Source organism: Ralstonia chuxiongensis, from assembly GCF_024158925.1.
Lineage (GTDB): Bacteria > Pseudomonadota > Gammaproteobacteria > Burkholderiales > Burkholderiaceae > Ralstonia > Ralstonia chuxiongensis.
The window spans coordinates 383487-398724 of record NZ_JAMYWC010000004.1; the positions used below are offsets into that span (position 1 = coordinate 383487).

Below are 15238 nucleotides of genomic sequence, written 5' to 3' on the forward strand. Positions count from 1 at the left end.
GACGAAGATGCGGCATGGAACTCCTCGTGCGAAACATGTACCCGCCGCCATTCTGGCAGCGGGGCCAACCGATTACCAACGCTTGTTGAACAGCACCGACGCACCGTTGATCGTGCCGCCGCGTGCCACCACCGACCACCGCCGCGAAAACTGCCACGTCAGTTTGACGATGGAATCGGCCGTCGACAGACTCTGCTCGTAGCCAACGGTGATGCGCTCCGAGATTGCCTTGCCCAGGCTCACCACCTGCGGATCGGTCAAGCCAGCGGTGGACGGCCCGATCGAGAACTCGTCAAGCCCGAAGCGCCGCGCCACGTTCTTGCCGGCCACGTTGCCCAGCAGGCCGAGTGCCGCGCCGGACATCGCCTGCTGCTGGCCCAGGCCAGCGTTTGATGCGCTGTAGCCGAACATCAGCCAGGAGAGCTTGTCTTCATCGGGCACGTTGGGCTCGGAGACGAGCTTGACGCGCGGCTGGCGCACCGTGCCCGTCACCTGCACGCCGGCTTCGACTTCCTGGTTACGCCGCATTGCGGTGATGTTGAACGACGGGTTGTTGATCGGCCCCACGAAGTTCAGCACGCCCTGTTCGATGGCCAGCTTGCGGCCGAACGCTTCGTACGTGCTGCCCTCGCGCACGTAGATCGTGCCGGTGCCGCGCAGGGGCACAAGCGGTTCGCTGTGCACGTGCATCTGGCCGCCCAGTGAGAGGTCTGCACCGGCACCCTTGAAGCGGAAGTTGTCGCCAAAATCGACATCGACATCCACCACCGGGCTGAAGCGGCCAGCCGGCTTCTCTTCCCGCTTGACGCCGCGTTCGGCCTGGTTGCGGGCGGCATCGGCACGGCGGACGATGACCACGTCGTCGCCGAGCGACGGCGCGCCGTCCTTTGGCAAATCAAACAGGCCGCGGTCGACCTTGAACTTACCGGTGATGGCCACGCGGTCGTTGTCGTTGGCGATACGCGCCTGGCCCGACAGCACCAGCGTGCGATCCGGATCGGCAAAGAGTTGCAGCTTGTCGGCAACGATGGAGCCTGCCAGGTTCGGATTCGCCTCGCCAAGCTGCACGCGGCCCTGCGCTCGCACGGTGCCGTCGCCGCCATGGAACACCACCTCTTGCAGGTCGACCACGTTCTGGTCGAGCGCCACGCGCACCACGCCCTTGGTCAGGCGGATGCCCTGGTCGTACAGCGCCACGTCAACGTCCTGGCCCGTCAGGAAGCCGCTCACCTTGGGCGCACCCACCGTACCGGCAAATGTCAGGCTGGCTGCAAGCTGCCCGTCCGTTGCGACGTCGGGCCCAAGCAGATCTCCAATGCTCTTGAGATGCGGCAGGCTGATCGTCAAACCGCCGGAAAGCGGCGACGAGGGCGCCATGAGCGCCAAGGTGCCCGGTCCGGGATCACGCACAAGCCCGACACCTGCGTCGAGGTAAAGGTTGCCGACCCGCGTTGATTGCACATTCCCGCGCAGCCCGAGGCGCATGCCTTCGCCGCGCGCTTCCACGGTCGCTTCGGTCAGGCCCAGCGGCGTGAAACCACGGCCGGCGTTGATCGACAGATCGCCGCTGCGCCGGGCGATGCGCGCCGTGCCGGTGGCCGTGCTGCCGAGATCCAGATCCCACTGGCCGTCGACGACGAGATCCGTGCGTACCGGCGGAGCCTGGCCCGTCCAGGTGCGCACAAGCTCCAGCACCCGCGCAATCTGCAAGCCATCGAAGCGACCGGCGCTGCGCACGTGGCCCTGGGTCGATTCGACACGCTCGATGTGGATGGGCGTCTGGTCCAGTGTCAGGTCTGCACGACCCATCATCAGGCGGCCTGGTGCCACCGATAGCTTCACAGGAGCCGTGAGCTGCAGGTTGGGCGCGCCCTGCGCCGACAGCGTGGAGATCGTGCCGTCCCAACCATCACCGTCCTTGCCGGGGGTGAGCGCACCGGCGCCTGCGAGCGCGAACTTGAACGGCTGGTTGCGTACGTTGCCGTCGGCGTCGGCGCGGAAGCGGTGGGCGCGTCGCGTGCCATCCAGCGTGGCATGCACTTCTCGTAACGACAGGCTCGGACCCGTCACGCGCTGCGCGGTCAGCTCGAACAGCAATGGCCCGTCGATCCCGTCGCGGATCTGCGCACGGCCCTTGGCGGTGTCGATCTTGTTCCCTTGATAGGCAAGCTGATTGGCGCGGAACGTGGCATCCACCTGCGGGCGCTTGATCGTGCCGGAGACATCGCCGGATAAGGTCAGCGCGCCGCTCACCCCAAGCTGCAGGCGTGCGAGCTGCGGCGCATCGACTTCGACATGCATGCGGTCGCCTGCCCCGCCAAAGCTGCCCCGCAGGCTGGCTTTGTTGCCGGCCACGTCGAGCTTGGCGTCGCTGGACAGCAGGCGTTCGCCACGCACGTGGACATTGCCCTCGCCGGTCATCGGCAAGCCAGCGTAATCGCTATCGCGCACGGCAAACTTGACGGCGGCGTCAATCGGCTCACCGAGCGTGCCGCGTGCGTCGAACTCGGCATTGATACGGCCCTTGGCCACCTTGGCCAGCCGCGACGGATCGAACTCCGCCAAGTTGCCCTTGAAGGCGAAAGACTGCGCATCGTCGTGCTTGAGCGTGCCCGCCAGCGTCAGCCGCGAGCGCCCCAGCGACACCTGTGCGCTCTCCACCGCAACCTGCGCCGCATCCAGCACGGCTTTCGCTTGCGCGCGCATGTCGCCACCCGCCAGATCAAGCGCCACACGTTGGGTGCGGCCTGCAAAATCCACGGTGATGGGGCCAGCAAGCTTCGTCTTCTCCAGCGATGCGTGCAGCGCCTGCAGATCGAGCTGGCGCACATCCACGCGCAAGGCGCCATGCCCCTTCCGCACATCGGCGCCACCCGTGAGCACCGCGCCGCCCAGCAGGCGCACATCCAGCCCGGTGAGTTGCTGATCGTTTTCGTTTAGCCGCACCTGTGCACGCAGCGATTGCAGCGGCAGCTTCTGTTTGTCGAGCGTGCCGGGCTGCGCGTTGTCGATCTGGATGGGGCCCGCCACCGTCAGCGTCTTCGCCTTCTCATCTGGGCGCAGATCCGCGTGGATCGACAGCGATGCTTCCGGCGCGCCCGGCGCAAACGCACGCGGGTCCACATGCTCCGCCGATACGACAGCGCGCGACAGAGGCAACGCGCCGAACGGCGTGGCGTCAATCAGCGCCTGCGCGGTCAGCTTCGCGCCGGTGCCGGTCGCCTCGATATGCAACGCTTCCAGCGAACCCGACAGTTGCGCCGACACTGACGCATCCTGCTTCTGCCCGTTGACCTCGAATTGAGTGGCCAGCGTCGCGGCCCCGGTGAGCGGATACGGCCTCGTGCCGGTCATGCGCAGCGTGGCCGCGAGCTTGCCGGCGGGCGTCTCCATACCGTCGAGGAGCACGTTGTGATGCATGCCGTCGGTATGCAGGCTGCCGGCAATTGACTTCAGTTCGGTGGTCGACGTGCCCTGCCGGATGGCAAGGCGATCGACTGCAAGGCGATCCACATCCAGCGCCAGCGGCAGCACCAGCGAATTGGGCGGGCCACTCGGCGCTGTGGGCGGTGTCGGGTGCAGGATCACCTCGACATTGCCGGCACGCAGATACGCGAAATGCGCATGCCACGGACCACGCGTGATGGCCCAGCGGCCTTCCACATGGTCGATGCGCACTTCCGTGCTGCCCGCGCGCACGTGCAGATCGCGCAGCGACACGCCCTCGCGCACCGTGCCGCCCTCCAGCTTGCCCGACACATAAGCGTTGCCAAAGCGCGTAGCGAGTGACCACAACTGTGCCGTGCCCGATTGCGAATGGATGGCCCAAACCAGCCAACCGGCGAGTGCCAGCACGATCGCTAACAGAAGGGCGATGAACACGCCGAACCAGCGCAGCATGCGGCGGCCCCAACCGCGCTTTGGACGCTCGGGGCGCGGTGCTTCGGGTTGCTCGGGTCCAGGCGTTTGCGGATCGGTCATCGTCATATTCAGAACGCGATGCCCAGCGACACGCTCGGCCGGAACTGCTTCTGCTGGATGCCGTAGGCCATGTCGAGCTGGATCGGCCCCACGGGGCTCTTCCAACGTACGCCGACACCCACACCGTTGAACCAGCGACGCTCCGACCAGTTGTCGGTGGCGGTGCCGGTATCCCAGAACACGGCGGCGCCCCATTGCGGCAGGAACCAGCGTTGATACTCCAGCCCGCCGGTGACGAGGAACTTGGCCGGCAACGTGCTGCCGTTGACGTCGTTACCGATGCTCTGGAAGTCGTAGCCGCGCACCGACTGTGTGCCGCCCGTGCGGAAGCGCAGCGTGGCCGGCACGCCGTCGCCGGAACCAGCGGTGATGACCGCGCCCAACTCACCGCGCGCGACGAAGATATCGCGCTGCCCCACCGGCACGAACTGGCGGATACGGCTGTACGACCGCACGAACGATTGGTCCGTCAACACGCCTTTCACTGCCGCGCCGATCTGCGTGGTGATGATGTTGCCGCGGCGCGGGAACAGCGGGTCGTCCACGTCGCGGCGCGTCCACGCGAAACCCGGGACGAGCGCCTTGCTCAACTGACGCTCGGCGCCGTCGGGCCGCAGGTCGTCGTAGTAGAAATCAACGGTGAACGACGTCTCATAGATGCCGCGCACACGCGTCTGCTTGAAGCCGGAACGATAGCTGCGCGTGTCGGTGCCCGAGGTATCGGTGCGGTCCATGCTGGTGTAGAAGCTATTGACGTATTGCTTGTCGTCGGGCGGCACGGTCACGCCGGCAAACAAGTACTGACGGCGCTGTTCGATGCGGGCCTGCGTATCGAGCACCCATGCCTTGCTGAACAGGTTCAGATATTGATAGCGCCCTTCCACCGAGGCGCCCGTGTCCGTGCCGTAACCCACACCGCTGGTGATGCGGTTGGGCGGGTACTCCCGCACGCGCACGCGCACCGGCGCGTTGACCGGGTTTTTCGGATCGTCGCCCAAGTCAACGATGGCATTGGAAAAATACGGCTGCCCTTGGATGGCGGCCTGCAACGATTGCAGTCGATCAGCAGAGTAATCCTCACCCACGCGCAGCGAGTTGACGTGGTTGATGATGCTAAGGGGGTAACGCGACAAGCCCTGCACCTCCAGCGGCCCCAACGTGTAAGCCGGACCGCTGTCATAGCCCACCGACAGGTCTGCCTTGTTTTCGTCCGGATCGACACGCGCCTGCGATGACGTCTGCTTGGCCGCGTAATAACGTTTGCTCTGCAGCGCGGCCAGACCGTCGTCCTTGGCCTTGTCCCAGCCCGACTGACGGAAGGCCATGCCGTGCTGCAGGCTCCACGCCTTTTTCAACTCGTCGATGCGCTTGGCGTCTTGCGTGATGGCCCCGGTAAAGTCGAGCGCCACGGTGTCGATGGTGGTACGCGGGCCGGGCTCGACCTTCACGTTGACCACGCGGTGGTCCGGCGGGCCGTCCAGCTTCGCGGTCGCCTTCGGCACGAAATAGCCCTCGGTGGCCGTCAGCTTGGTGACCTGATCGCCAATGGTCTCGACCATGTACTGGAGCTGGTCGTCAGTGATGTCCTTGCGGTCTTTGTAGCGCGACAGGTCCAGATGGCGCTCCAGCAAGTCGCGAATGGACTTCGGCGCATCGATCTTGACGTCGTATTCAGCGTGCGCCGGGGCGCAGGCGAGGGACAGCACAAAGCCGGCCGCCAGCGCGGCGGCGGGCAAACCCAGGAAACGAAAGCGTGGTGGTCGTGACGGTCGCGATGGTCGATTGGAGCCGGTCATCGTGGCAAGCGTGGCGCCGCCCCACGGGCCGGCTGAATCGAAGGAAAGGCGTATTTGACCATACCGGGCCCGGCGGGTGCCCAGGCAAATGCAACGAATGCGGCCTTCCGGATCGGCCGGAAGGGTTTCGCACGTGCCGTGCCCAAGGCCGTTAGGACGGCCAATACGGTAAAATGCGCCGGTTTTCCGCCCGAGACCTTCCCGCGCGGGCAAGATCACCCAACATCACATACCGCCATGGCCCTGTACAAGTCCGAGATCACCCAGTTCCTGGAAGAACTCAAGACCCAGAAGCCCGACCTGGAAGCGCAGCAGCGCCAAGGCCGGTCCCTGCTGTGGGATAAGGACCCGATCGACCTGGAAGAGCGCGCCCGCGCCAAGTCTGCACGCGTGCCGCAAAAGCCGTACGTCTACTCGCTGGACTGATCGGCCGCCCCCTCGGCCCGCCTGGCTCACCGCCGCATGACCACTTCCGCGCAGGACAAGCTGCCACTGCCCGTCGAGCTGCCCAGCGTGGCGCCCGATCAGGACTCCACGCCCGCGCAGGTCGACGGCCTCGCCTTTGCGCGGCTCTACGGCGAGCCGCTGTTCAAGCTCCCGCAGGATCTCTACATCCCGCCCGATGCGCTCGAGGTTTTTCTCGAAGCGTTTGAAGGGCCGCTGGACTTGCTGCTGTACCTGATCCGCCGCCAGAACTTCAATGTGCTGGACATTCCGCTGGCGCAGGTCACGCGGCAATATCTGGCGTACATCGAGCAGATCCGCACGACCAACCTTGAGCTGGCTGCTGAATACCTGCTGATGGCAGCCATGCTCATCGAGATCAAGTCGCGCATGCTGCTGCCGGTCAGGAAGACCGACGAAGGCGCTGAGCCCGAAGACCCGCGCGCCGAACTGGTGCGCCGCCTGCTCGAGTACGAGCAAATGAAGCTCGCCGCGCAGAAGCTCGACACCGTGCCGCAACTTGGCCGCGATTTCCTGCGCGCGCAGGTCTATATCGAGCAGAGCCTCGCGCCGCGCTATCCCGACGTCAATTCCGACGACCTGCGTGTCGCCTGGGCCGACGTGCTGCGCCGGGCCAAGCTCACGCAGCATCACAAAATCTCGCGCGAAGAGCTGTCCGTGCGCGAGCACATGAGCCAGATCCTGCGCCGCCTGCAGCACGCGCGGTTCATGGAGTTCACCGAGCTGTTCGAAGAAGCGATCCAGTCCGGCAAGGGCGCACCCGTCGTGGTCGTCAACTTTGTCGCCATGCTCGAGCTTTCGCGCGAATCGCTGCTCGAAATCACGCAGGCCGAACCGTACGCGCCGATTTACGTGCGCCTCGCCTATTCTCCGACGTAATTCGTCCGACCTGACCCGGGCCGCATCACACAACAACTATGAAAGTCATCTCGTCGATCCAGGAATTGCGCGACCAGTTGCGCGGCCAGAACCGCGTCGCCTTCGTGCCGACCATGGGCAACCTGCATGAAGGCCACCTGAGCCTGATGCGACTGGCGCGCCAGCACGGCGACCCGGTGGTGGCATCCATTTTCGTGAACCGTCTGCAATTCGGTCCGAACGAAGATTTCGACAAATACCCGCGCACGCTGCAGGACGACATCGAGAAACTGCAAAAGGAAGGCGTGTACGTGCTGTTTGCGCCCACCGAGCGCGACATGTACCCAGAGCCGCAGGAATACCGCGTCGACCCACCACACGACCTGGGCGACACGCTCGAGGGCGAATTCCGCCCCGGCTTCTTCAAGGGTGTCTGCACGGTGGTGATGAAGCTGTTCTGCTGCGTGCAACCGCGCGTGGCCGTGTTCGGCAAGAAGGATTACCAGCAACTGATGATCGTGCGCCGCATGGCGCATCAGTTTGCGCTGCCGGTGGACATCATCCCCGCCGAAACGGTACGCGCGGATGACGGTCTGGCGCTGTCGTCGCGCAACGTCTACCTGACTAACGAAGAGCGCGCCGAAGCGCCCGAGTTGTACCGCACGCTGCACCAAGTGCGTCAGGACGTGCTGGAAACCGTGCTGCAAGGCCAAGCTTCGCACGAAGAGGTGACCACCAAGGCGATGGAATATCTGCGTGGCCGCGGCTGGCAGCCCGACTACGTGGCCGTGCGCCGCCGTTCCGACCTGCAGAAACCGACACCCGAGAACATCGCTGCCGGCGAGCCGCTGGTCGTGCTGACCGCCGCGAAGCTCGGCAAGACGCGCCTGATCGACAACCTCGAAATCTGAGCGACGCAGCCTCGCCCCACAAAAAAGCCCGGCAATTACCGGGCTTTTTTTCATGCCGCCGCAGAAGAGTCGGCCACGTGGGCCTGTGGAGGCGATTCACCCAGCCAATCGAGAATGCCGCTCCACTGCTCCACATCCTTGGCCACGCGCGAGGGCGCCACGTCCCACAGCGTCAGGCCGTGCGCGGCCAATTGCACGTAATTCTGGGTATCGCGCAGGTAGCCGAGGATTGGCACTTCCAGCCCTTGCACGAAACGCTGGAGCTGTTCAGCAGCACGCGTGCGCATATCGACGCGCATGCCGACCACGCCCAGCTTGACCTCGCCATGGCGCACCGGTTTTTCATCGGCAAGTTTGCGCAGGAAGGCTTGCGTGGCAAGGATGTCGAACATGGAAGGCTGCAGCGGCACGATCACGTAGCCGGACATCTTGACGAGATCCCCCAGCCGCCAGCCATGGAGGCCCGCCGGCGTATCGAGCACCACGTGCGTCGTACCCTTGGGCGGCTTGGCGATGTGATCAGCGTTGATTTCCCACGTGCGGATGGGCTTGGCGGTTTCGGGGCGCAAGGCGAGCCACTCGCGTGAGGACTGCTGGCGATCGGTGTCGCCCAGCATCACGGCGTGATCCCGCGCCGCAAAGTAGCCGGCCAGATTAGTGGCCAGCGTGCTTTTGCCCACTCCGCCCTTCGGATTCGCTACAACGGCCACCGGCATGCCTGCCTCCTTGCGCTCGTCGAATCATGTGCCGAGTTAGTCACCCAGCGGATCTGTCCATCCGGTAATTATGGCTCAGCCTGCACGTGGCAGCGTTCGGAAGAGCGTCGCGAGATCCAGATGCGCTTCGCACGTGTCGGCAAGACGTTCGAGCGATGCCTCACGCAATGCGGCGTAGTCCTGCGCCTGCGCATCGCGCACACCGGCCCAGGCAAGCAACGCGCGGCACGCCCCGGGCGCGTCGAACAAGCCGTGCAGATAAGTCGCGAGGATTTGCCCGTCGGCGGAGATCGCGCCATCTGCGCGGCCATCGTCGAGTTGCACGGCGGGGCACGCGAGCGCCGCGCCCTCGGTCACGCCCATGTGGATTTCGTAGCCGGCGATGGCCGCACCGCTTTCCGCCAGAGTGCCGCGCACCTGACGCAACTGCTTGGCGGCCTCCAGCGTGGTCTCGAAATCGAGATAGCCGAAACCCTCGACGCTGCCAGCTGCGCCTTCCAGGCCGTGCGGATCATGCAAGCGCCGCCCCAGCATCTGCATGCCGCCGCAGATGCCGATCAGCTTGCCGCCATAGCGCAGATGCCGCGCGACGGCCGCTTCCCAACCGTTGGCGCGCAACCAGGCAAGATCGGCCTGCACGCTCTTGCTGCCGGGCAGGATGATGAGGTCGGCGGGCGGAATCGGCTGGCCGGGGCCGACCAGTCGAACGTCCACTTGCGGGTGCGCGCGCAGCGCGTCGAAATCGGTGTGGTTGGACACACGCGGCAACACCGGAATGACGACGCGTAGCGCATCGGCTGAGGCTGCGCGCTGCACGGTCTGCACCGCGTCTTCTGCGTCGAGGTGCAGCCCGTGCAGATACGGCAGCACACCCAATACCGGCTTGCCCGTCTGCGCGGCCAGCCAGTCGAGCCCGGGCGTGAGCAGAGAAATATCGCCGCGAAACCGGTTGATGATGAACCCGCCCACGCGCGCACGTTCGCTGTCAGACAAGCAGGCCAGCGTGCCAACAAGGTGCGCGAACACGCCACCGCGATCGATGTCGGCGACGAGCACGACGGGGCAATCGACGGCTTCGGCAAAACCCATGTTGGCGATATCGCGATCGCGCAGGTTGACCTCCGCCGGGCTGCCAGCGCCCTCCACGAGCACGAGATCGTACTGCGCGCGCAGCCGCGTGTGCGATTCGAGCACGGCGGCCAAGGCGGTGGGCTTGTAGTCGTGATACGCGCGGGCATCGAGATCACAGCGCGGCTGCCCGTGGATGATGATCTGCGCGCCCGTGTCGCTGTTGGGCTTGAGCAGCACGGGGTTCATGTCGACCGTGGGGGTGACGCCCGCTGCCTGCGCCTGCAACGCCTGGGCGCGGCCGATCTCGCCACCGTCTGCGGTGACAGCGCTATTGAGCGCCATGTTCTGCGGCTTGAAGGGCGCCACGCGCACACCGGCGCGATGCGCAACGCGGCACAGGCCGGCGACCAGCGTGCTCTTGCCAGCGTCGGACGTGGTGCCCTGGATCATCAACGTGCCCCGAAGCGGGGCCGGCGGCACAGAAAATGGAGCTTTCGACATGCGCGGATTATCGCACCCACCTTGTTGTGCCTTGCCGCCGCGCCCTCGCTAAAATGCTGGAATGTCACGCCGCCTCACCCTCGTCCTCGGTGGTGCCCGTTCGGGCAAAAGCCATCACGCCGAACAACTCGCGCTGCAATGCGCGGGGCCCGTCACGTACGTCGCCACCGCCGGCGAGGGCGATGAAGAAATGCAATTGCGCGTGGCCATGCACCGCGCGCGCCGCCCAGCTGAGTGGGCGCTGGTCGAAGAACCGTTGCACTTGGCCGAAGCGCTCTACACACACGCGCAGCACGGTGGCTGCGTGCTGGTCGATTGCATGACGCTGTGGCTCAACAATCTGCTCTTCTCAGAGCACCACGAATACCCCGAAACAGGCCTCGTCACGCCACCCAAAGCCTGGACAGCCGAGATCGATGCGCTACTCACCGCGCTGCCGTTGCTGCCCGGCGAGGTCATCCTCGTGAGCAACGAGATCGGCTTGGGCGTGGTGCCGATGGGCGCTGTCACACGTTTCTACGTGGACGAGCTGGGCCGGCTGAACCAACGCCTCGCCGCGCTGGCCGACAACGTGCATCTGCTGGTGGCGGGCATTCCGATGGTGGTGAAAGGGCCGGCACTCGGCGCTTCAACGTGAGCGTGTCTCCTGGCGGCGTATTCGATCTTGGCTGGCCGCTCGTGACGCTGGCCACGCTGGCGGGCGTGCTACTCGACCGGCTCTTCGGCGAGGTGCCGCGCTGGCATCCGCTGGTCGGCTTCGGACGCATCGCCACCGCGATTGAGCGCTGCATGAACCGCGCACCGGCTGCGTTCGCATGGTCGCGCATCGCCGGTCTCGTTGCGTGGGCGGGCGCCGTACTGCCGTTCGTACTCCTGGCGGGATGGCTTGCCGTCGTGGCGCGTGATGTGTCGCCATGGCTGGTGGCAGCCTTTGATGCGGTGGCGCTCTATTTCGCCATCGGGGCGCGCAGCCTGCATGACCACATCGCGCCGATCGCGCTTGCGCTACGCGATGCGGATCTGCCCCGCGCACGTGCCCTCGCCTCGCGCATCGTCTCGCGTGACCTCACACAAGCCGCGGATGAGCCCATCGCGCGCGCCGCCGTGGAATCTGCGTTGGAGAATGGCAGCGATGCCGTCTTCGCGCCGCTGTTCTGGCTTGTGGTGGCAGGCGCGCCGGGCGTGATGCTGTATCGGCTGGCCAACACGCTTGATGCAATGTGGGGCTACCGCAATGCGCGCTTTACCGGCTTTGGCTGGGCGGCGGCCCGCATCGACGATGTGCTCAACTGGATTCCCGCGCGACTCACGGCAATAAGTTACGCGCTACTCGGCCACACCGCCGATGCGCTGCGCTGCTGGCGCACGCAAGCCCCGCAATGGTCGAGCCCCAACGCTGGCCCGGTGATGGCTGCTGGCGCGGGCAGCCTGCGCGTTCAGCTCGGTGGCGCAGCACGCTACGAAGGCGTGGACGAAGCCCGCCCTTCGCTCGGCACCGGAGAAACGGCGGCCGCAGCCGATATCACGCGGGCATTGACGCTCGTGTCGCGCACGTTGTGGTTGTGGCTCGGCGCACTCGGCTTAATTGCGGCGTTGGCGTGGGGCCTCGCGTGAACGCCATCGTCCACGGCGGCAATCTCGCGGCCGCACGCGCGCTGTACGGAGAGCCTGCCGGCGGCTGGCTTGACCTGTCCACGGGCATCAACCCGCACGGCTATCCCATCCCGCCGATTCCACCCGATGCTTGGTTGCGCCTGCCCGAAGACGATGGCCTCGAAGCGCAGGCCGCCGCGCACTACGGCGTGATCGACGCGCGCGCCGTGCTGGCGGTTGCTGGTTCACAAGCGGCGATCCGCACGCTGCCGACCCTGCTGCCGCGTGGGCGTGCCGGCATCGCGCAGATCGGCTACAGCGAATACGCACCCGCCTTTGCGCGTGCCGGCCACGACGTCGTGCCGCTGCCTGAAGCCGCCTTCCTCGGCAACCTGCCAAACGACGTGCAGCACTTGGTTGTCGTCAACCCGAACAACCCGACGGCGCGCGTGCTACCGGCAGAAACCCTGCGCGATTGGCACACGCGCCTGCATGCGCGCGGCGGGTCGTTGATCGTGGACGAGGCATTCATCGAAGCGTTCGACGATGGCCCCACATTGGCGCCCCTGGCTGGCGTGCCGGGGCTCGTCGTGCTGCGCTCGATCGGAAAGTTCTACGGGCTGGCGGGCGCCCGCATCGGCTTCGCGCTGGCGGCGCCTGAGCTGCTGTCAGCGCTGCGCGAGGCGCTGGGGCACTGGACGGTCAACGGTCCGGCCCGTGCCGTGGTGCGTGCGGCGCTGGCCGATACCGCCTGGCAAGTTTCAACGCGCGCCCAACTGCGGCATGCGGGGGCGCGGCTCTCGGCGTTGCTGGATCGCCACGGCCTGCCGAATGCCGCCACACCGCTGTTTGCCTGGGCACACGCCCCACATGCGGGAGCGCTGCATGCAGGCCTAGCGCGCCTCGGCATCTGGACCCGCCTGTTCGATGCACCCATCAGCGGCTTGCGCTTCGGCCTGCCCCCGGACGAAACCGGATGGCAACGCCTTGCCGATGCGCTAGCATCGCTGTCGCACTCCGCTTGACCTGCCCTCCCCCCTGATGCCCGTTCGTCTCTCTTGTCTTGCCCGTCGCCTGTGCGCACGCGGCCTCTTCGCACTTGCGCTCACGATCGCAGCCGCACCGGCATTTGCCACCATTTCCGTCACGGACGATAGCGGCGCCACCGTTACGCTGCAGCGCCCCGCGCAACGCATCGTCAGCCTCGCCCCGCATGCGACCGAGCTGCTGTTCGCGGCCGGCGGCGGTGCGCGCATCGTCGGCACCGTGGCTTACAGCGACTACCCGCCACCCGCACGCGACATTCCTCACGTGGGCGATAACCGCTCGCTCGATCTGGAGCGCATCGCCGCCCTCAAACCCGATCTGGTGGTGGTCTGGCGCCACGGCAACGCGCAGAAGCAGATCGACCGGCTGCGCGCGCTGGGCATTCCGCTGTTCTTCTCCGAGCCGCATCGCATGAGCGATATTCCGCGCTCGATCGAGGCACTTGGTACGCTGCTCGACACCCGTGCCAGCGCGCACGATGCGGCCCAGCAATTCCGCCAACGCGCCGATGCACTGCGCCAGCGCTACGCGAGCCGGCCGCCGGTTTCGGTGTTCTACCAGGTATGGGAACAGCCGCTGATGACGCTCAACGGCCAGCACATCTTCTCTGACATGCTGGCGCTTTGCGGCGGCCGCAATGTGTTTGCCAGCGAGCCCTTGCTGGTGCCGACCGTTTCGCCCGAGGCCGTCATCGCAGCAAACCCTGAAGTGTTGCTGACCGCGAGCATGGGTGCCACGCAAGGCAGCCGCCCGATCGATACGCTCGACGCGTGGAAGCGCTGGCCGCAATTGCTGGCCGTGCAGCGCGGCAACCTCTTCACCATCAATGGCGACCTGATCAACCGGTTCGGACCACGCCTGGTGGAAGCGGCAACGCTGTTGTGCGAAGACCTGGAACAAGCCCGCATGCGGCGCCTCGGTTCACAAACCACCAACGGGTTGAGTCGCTGAACGGCGCCGCTGGTCAGCGGTTCCAGAACAGAAGCACCGGTAACGCGTCGGGCAGCACGCGAAAGCCGCAGGCCGCCCCCCATTGCAGAGGCCATTGCAGCGTCTCGGCCAACGGCCGTTGCAACCAATGCGACGCCAGTGCACGCATACAGCCGGCATGCGTCACCGCCCACACGCAAGACGCCGGCGTCGCGCTTGTTGCCTCTGCCCAGGTCGTCACGCGCGCCAGCAAATCCGCCGCCGACTCCCCGCCATGCGGATTGCCGTGCACAAGATCACGCGCCCACTGGTCAATTTCCGCGCGCGGGATGTCATCCCACTGGCTGCCTTCCCAGGCGCCAAAATCGAGTTCCATCAATTGCGCATCGATCTCGATCGTGGGAAGTTGAGCCGTTTGCGCTAAGGCTTCGGCTGTCAGGCGACTGCGTTGCAATGGACTCGCCAGCAGGCGATGCGGGGTGTGGGCGCTGAGTTTCTCGACGATGGCCGAAGGTTCGGGGTCCATCGGCGAAGCCAGCTCCAGGTCGGTGCGGCCATAACAGAGACCTGCCGTCATGGCGGGCCGCGCGTGGCGGATCAGGATGACATCCATGCCAGCAACCCCCACAGAATCAGCAGCTCGAACATCTGCTGCGCCATGCCAAGACAATCACCCGTGATGCCGCCGATGCGACGCACGAAGTATCGACCAAGCAGCCAGCGCGCAACGATCAACCCGACGACAACGAGCGCTGCGCATGTCGGCCCAAACCACAGCAGAGGGGCGATGCCGAACACGCCGGCCCACAACGCTTCGCTCCATCGCATGCGCTGGGCAACTGGCTTGGCCTTGCCTTCAGCGCGCACGTAGTCGTGGGTGAGGAGGTAGCTGACGGCCGCCGCACGGCTTGCGGCATGCGCGCTCACCATTGCAACGAGGATGGCGATGCCATGCGGCGCCATCGCGCTCAGCAATTGCCACTTCAGCAGCAACGCCATGCACACGGCAATCGCCCCGAACGCGCCGATGCGCGAATCGTGCATGATGCGCAGCCGATCTTCCGGCGTGTAGCCGCCGCCAAAGCCGTCTGCGCAATCAGCGAGACCGTCCTCATGAAACGCGCCGGTCAGCAACAACGTAGCGACCATCGACACGGCCACCGCCACACCGGCCGCGGGCACCGTGCGCGACACGAGCCAGTAAACCGCGGCTGCCACGGCGCCCACCAACCAGCCAATCAGCGGAAAGTAGCGCGCCGCGCGATTCAACCCAGCTTGCGAGAACCCGATCGACGCCGGCACAGGGATGCGGGTGAAATACCCGACCGCTGTCCACAGCGCCTGCCAATGTTCGCGCAAGGCGTTCATG

13 protein-coding genes are annotated in these 15238 nt (G+C 65.9%); 7 read left to right on the plus strand and 6 right to left on the minus strand.

Annotated elements, in window-relative coordinates:
• Positions 1 to 72: 72 nt before the first annotated feature.
• A complete protein-coding gene (locus NKG59_RS15180; protein WP_253538302.1) occupies positions 73 to 3981 on the minus strand; it encodes a translocation/assembly module TamB domain-containing protein in 3909 nt (1302 codons plus the stop codon).
• An 8-nt stretch (positions 3982 to 3989) separates the two neighbouring features.
• Entirely contained in the window at positions 3990 to 5777 is a 1788-nt protein-coding gene (locus NKG59_RS15185) for an autotransporter assembly complex protein TamA (protein ID WP_253538305.1), read from the minus strand.
• 237 nt (positions 5778 to 6014) lie between these two features.
• Here NKG59_RS15185 and NKG59_RS15190 point away from each other — a divergent pair, with 237 nt between their 5' ends.
• The 3 genes from NKG59_RS15190 to panC are packed head-to-tail and all read left to right on the plus strand — an operon-like array spanning position 6015 to position 8011.
• Positions 6015 to 6203, plus strand: a complete 189-nt coding sequence (locus NKG59_RS15190; protein WP_024975037.1) for a DUF3460 family protein — start codon at positions 6015 to 6017, stop codon at positions 6201 to 6203.
• A 36-nt stretch (positions 6204 to 6239) separates the two neighbouring features.
• The gene (locus NKG59_RS15195) at positions 6240 to 7121 is read left to right on the plus strand and encodes a segregation and condensation protein A (RefSeq protein ID WP_045202855.1); all 882 of its coding nucleotides are present in this window, start codon (positions 6240 to 6242) and stop codon (positions 7119 to 7121) included.
• A gap of 38 nt (positions 7122 to 7159) precedes the next feature.
• Complete coding sequence (panC, locus tag NKG59_RS15200; RefSeq protein WP_045202854.1) at positions 7160 to 8011, plus strand: pantoate--beta-alanine ligase; 852 nt, start codon at positions 7160 to 7162, stop codon at positions 8009 to 8011.
• Between the two features lie 50 nt (positions 8012 to 8061).
• On the opposite strand, the gene NKG59_RS15205 is transcribed toward panC, so the two are convergent.
• On the minus strand, positions 8062 to 8727 hold the full coding sequence (locus NKG59_RS15205; protein WP_045202853.1) for a ParA family protein: 666 nt from the start codon (positions 8725 to 8727) through the stop codon (positions 8062 to 8064).
• A 75-nt stretch (positions 8728 to 8802) separates the two neighbouring features.
• Positions 8803 to 10299 carry a cobyric acid synthase gene (locus NKG59_RS15210; protein WP_253538308.1) on the minus strand — a complete coding sequence of 499 codons (1497 nt, stop codon included), beginning with the start codon at positions 10297 to 10299 and terminating at the stop codon, positions 8803 to 8805.
• Positions 10300 to 10360: 61 nt separating this feature from the next.
• Here NKG59_RS15210 and cobU point away from each other — a divergent pair, with 61 nt between their 5' ends.
• From cobU to NKG59_RS15230, 4 genes are read left to right on the plus strand one after another with little or no spacing between them, the layout of a single operon-like run.
• Entirely contained in the window at positions 10361 to 10936 is a 576-nt protein-coding gene (gene cobU / locus NKG59_RS15215; protein ID WP_253538311.1) for a bifunctional adenosylcobinamide kinase/adenosylcobinamide-phosphate guanylyltransferase, read from the plus strand.
• Complete coding sequence (gene cbiB, locus NKG59_RS15220) at positions 10933 to 11913, plus strand: adenosylcobinamide-phosphate synthase CbiB (RefSeq protein ID WP_253538314.1); 981 nt, start codon at positions 10933 to 10935, stop codon at positions 11911 to 11913. Before cobU ends, cbiB begins: the two co-directional genes overlap by 4 nt.
• Positions 11910 to 12917 carry a threonine-phosphate decarboxylase CobD gene (gene cobD / locus NKG59_RS15225; protein WP_253538317.1) on the plus strand — a complete coding sequence of 336 codons (1008 nt, stop codon included), beginning with the start codon at positions 11910 to 11912 and terminating at the stop codon, positions 12915 to 12917. Before cbiB ends, cobD begins: the two co-directional genes overlap by 4 nt.
• Positions 12918 to 12933: 16 nt before the next feature.
• Positions 12934 to 13890, plus strand: coding sequence for a cobalamin-binding protein (locus tag NKG59_RS15230; RefSeq protein WP_253538320.1), 957 nt, complete (start codon positions 12934 to 12936; stop codon positions 13888 to 13890).
• Between the two features lie 13 nt (positions 13891 to 13903).
• On the opposite strand, the gene cobC is transcribed toward NKG59_RS15230, so the two are convergent.
• Entirely contained in the window at positions 13904 to 14482 is a 579-nt protein-coding gene (cobC, locus tag NKG59_RS15235; protein WP_253538323.1) for an alpha-ribazole phosphatase, read from the minus strand.
• Positions 14467 to 15237, minus strand: coding sequence for an adenosylcobinamide-GDP ribazoletransferase (locus NKG59_RS15240; RefSeq protein ID WP_253538327.1), 771 nt, complete (start codon positions 15235 to 15237; stop codon positions 14467 to 14469). The genes cobC and NKG59_RS15240 overlap by 16 nt, the downstream gene beginning before the upstream one ends.
• Position 15238: the final 1 nt, after the last annotated feature.

Coding starts and splice junctions, on each gene's coding strand:
- NKG59_RS15210 (WP_253538308.1), bottom strand. CDS start 10,299: ATGTCGAAAGCTCCATTTTCTGTGCCGCCGGCCCCGCTTCGGGGCACG.
- NKG59_RS15240 (WP_253538327.1), bottom strand. CDS start 15,237: ATGAACGCCTTGCGCGAACATTGGCAGGCGCTGTGGACAGCGGTCGGG.
- cobC (WP_253538323.1), bottom strand. CDS start 14,482: ATGGATGTCATCCTGATCCGCCACGCGCGGCCCGCCATGACGGCAGGT.
- NKG59_RS15180 (WP_253538302.1), bottom strand. CDS start 3,981: ATGACCGATCCGCAAACGCCTGGACCCGAGCAACCCGAAGCACCGCGC.
- NKG59_RS15185 (WP_253538305.1), bottom strand. CDS start 5,777: ATGACCGGCTCCAATCGACCATCGCGACCGTCACGACCACCACGCTTT.
- panC (WP_045202854.1), top strand. CDS start 7,160: ATGAAAGTCATCTCGTCGATCCAGGAATTGCGCGACCAGTTGCGCGGC.
- NKG59_RS15195 (WP_045202855.1), top strand. CDS start 6,240: ATGACCACTTCCGCGCAGGACAAGCTGCCACTGCCCGTCGAGCTGCCC.
- NKG59_RS15190 (WP_024975037.1), top strand. CDS start 6,015: ATGGCCCTGTACAAGTCCGAGATCACCCAGTTCCTGGAAGAACTCAAG.
- NKG59_RS15205 (WP_045202853.1), bottom strand. CDS start 8,727: ATGCCGGTGGCCGTTGTAGCGAATCCGAAGGGCGGAGTGGGCAAAAGC.
- NKG59_RS15230 (WP_253538320.1), top strand. CDS start 12,934: ATGCCCGTTCGTCTCTCTTGTCTTGCCCGTCGCCTGTGCGCACGCGGC.
- cobU (WP_253538311.1), top strand. CDS start 10,361: ATGTCACGCCGCCTCACCCTCGTCCTCGGTGGTGCCCGTTCGGGCAAA.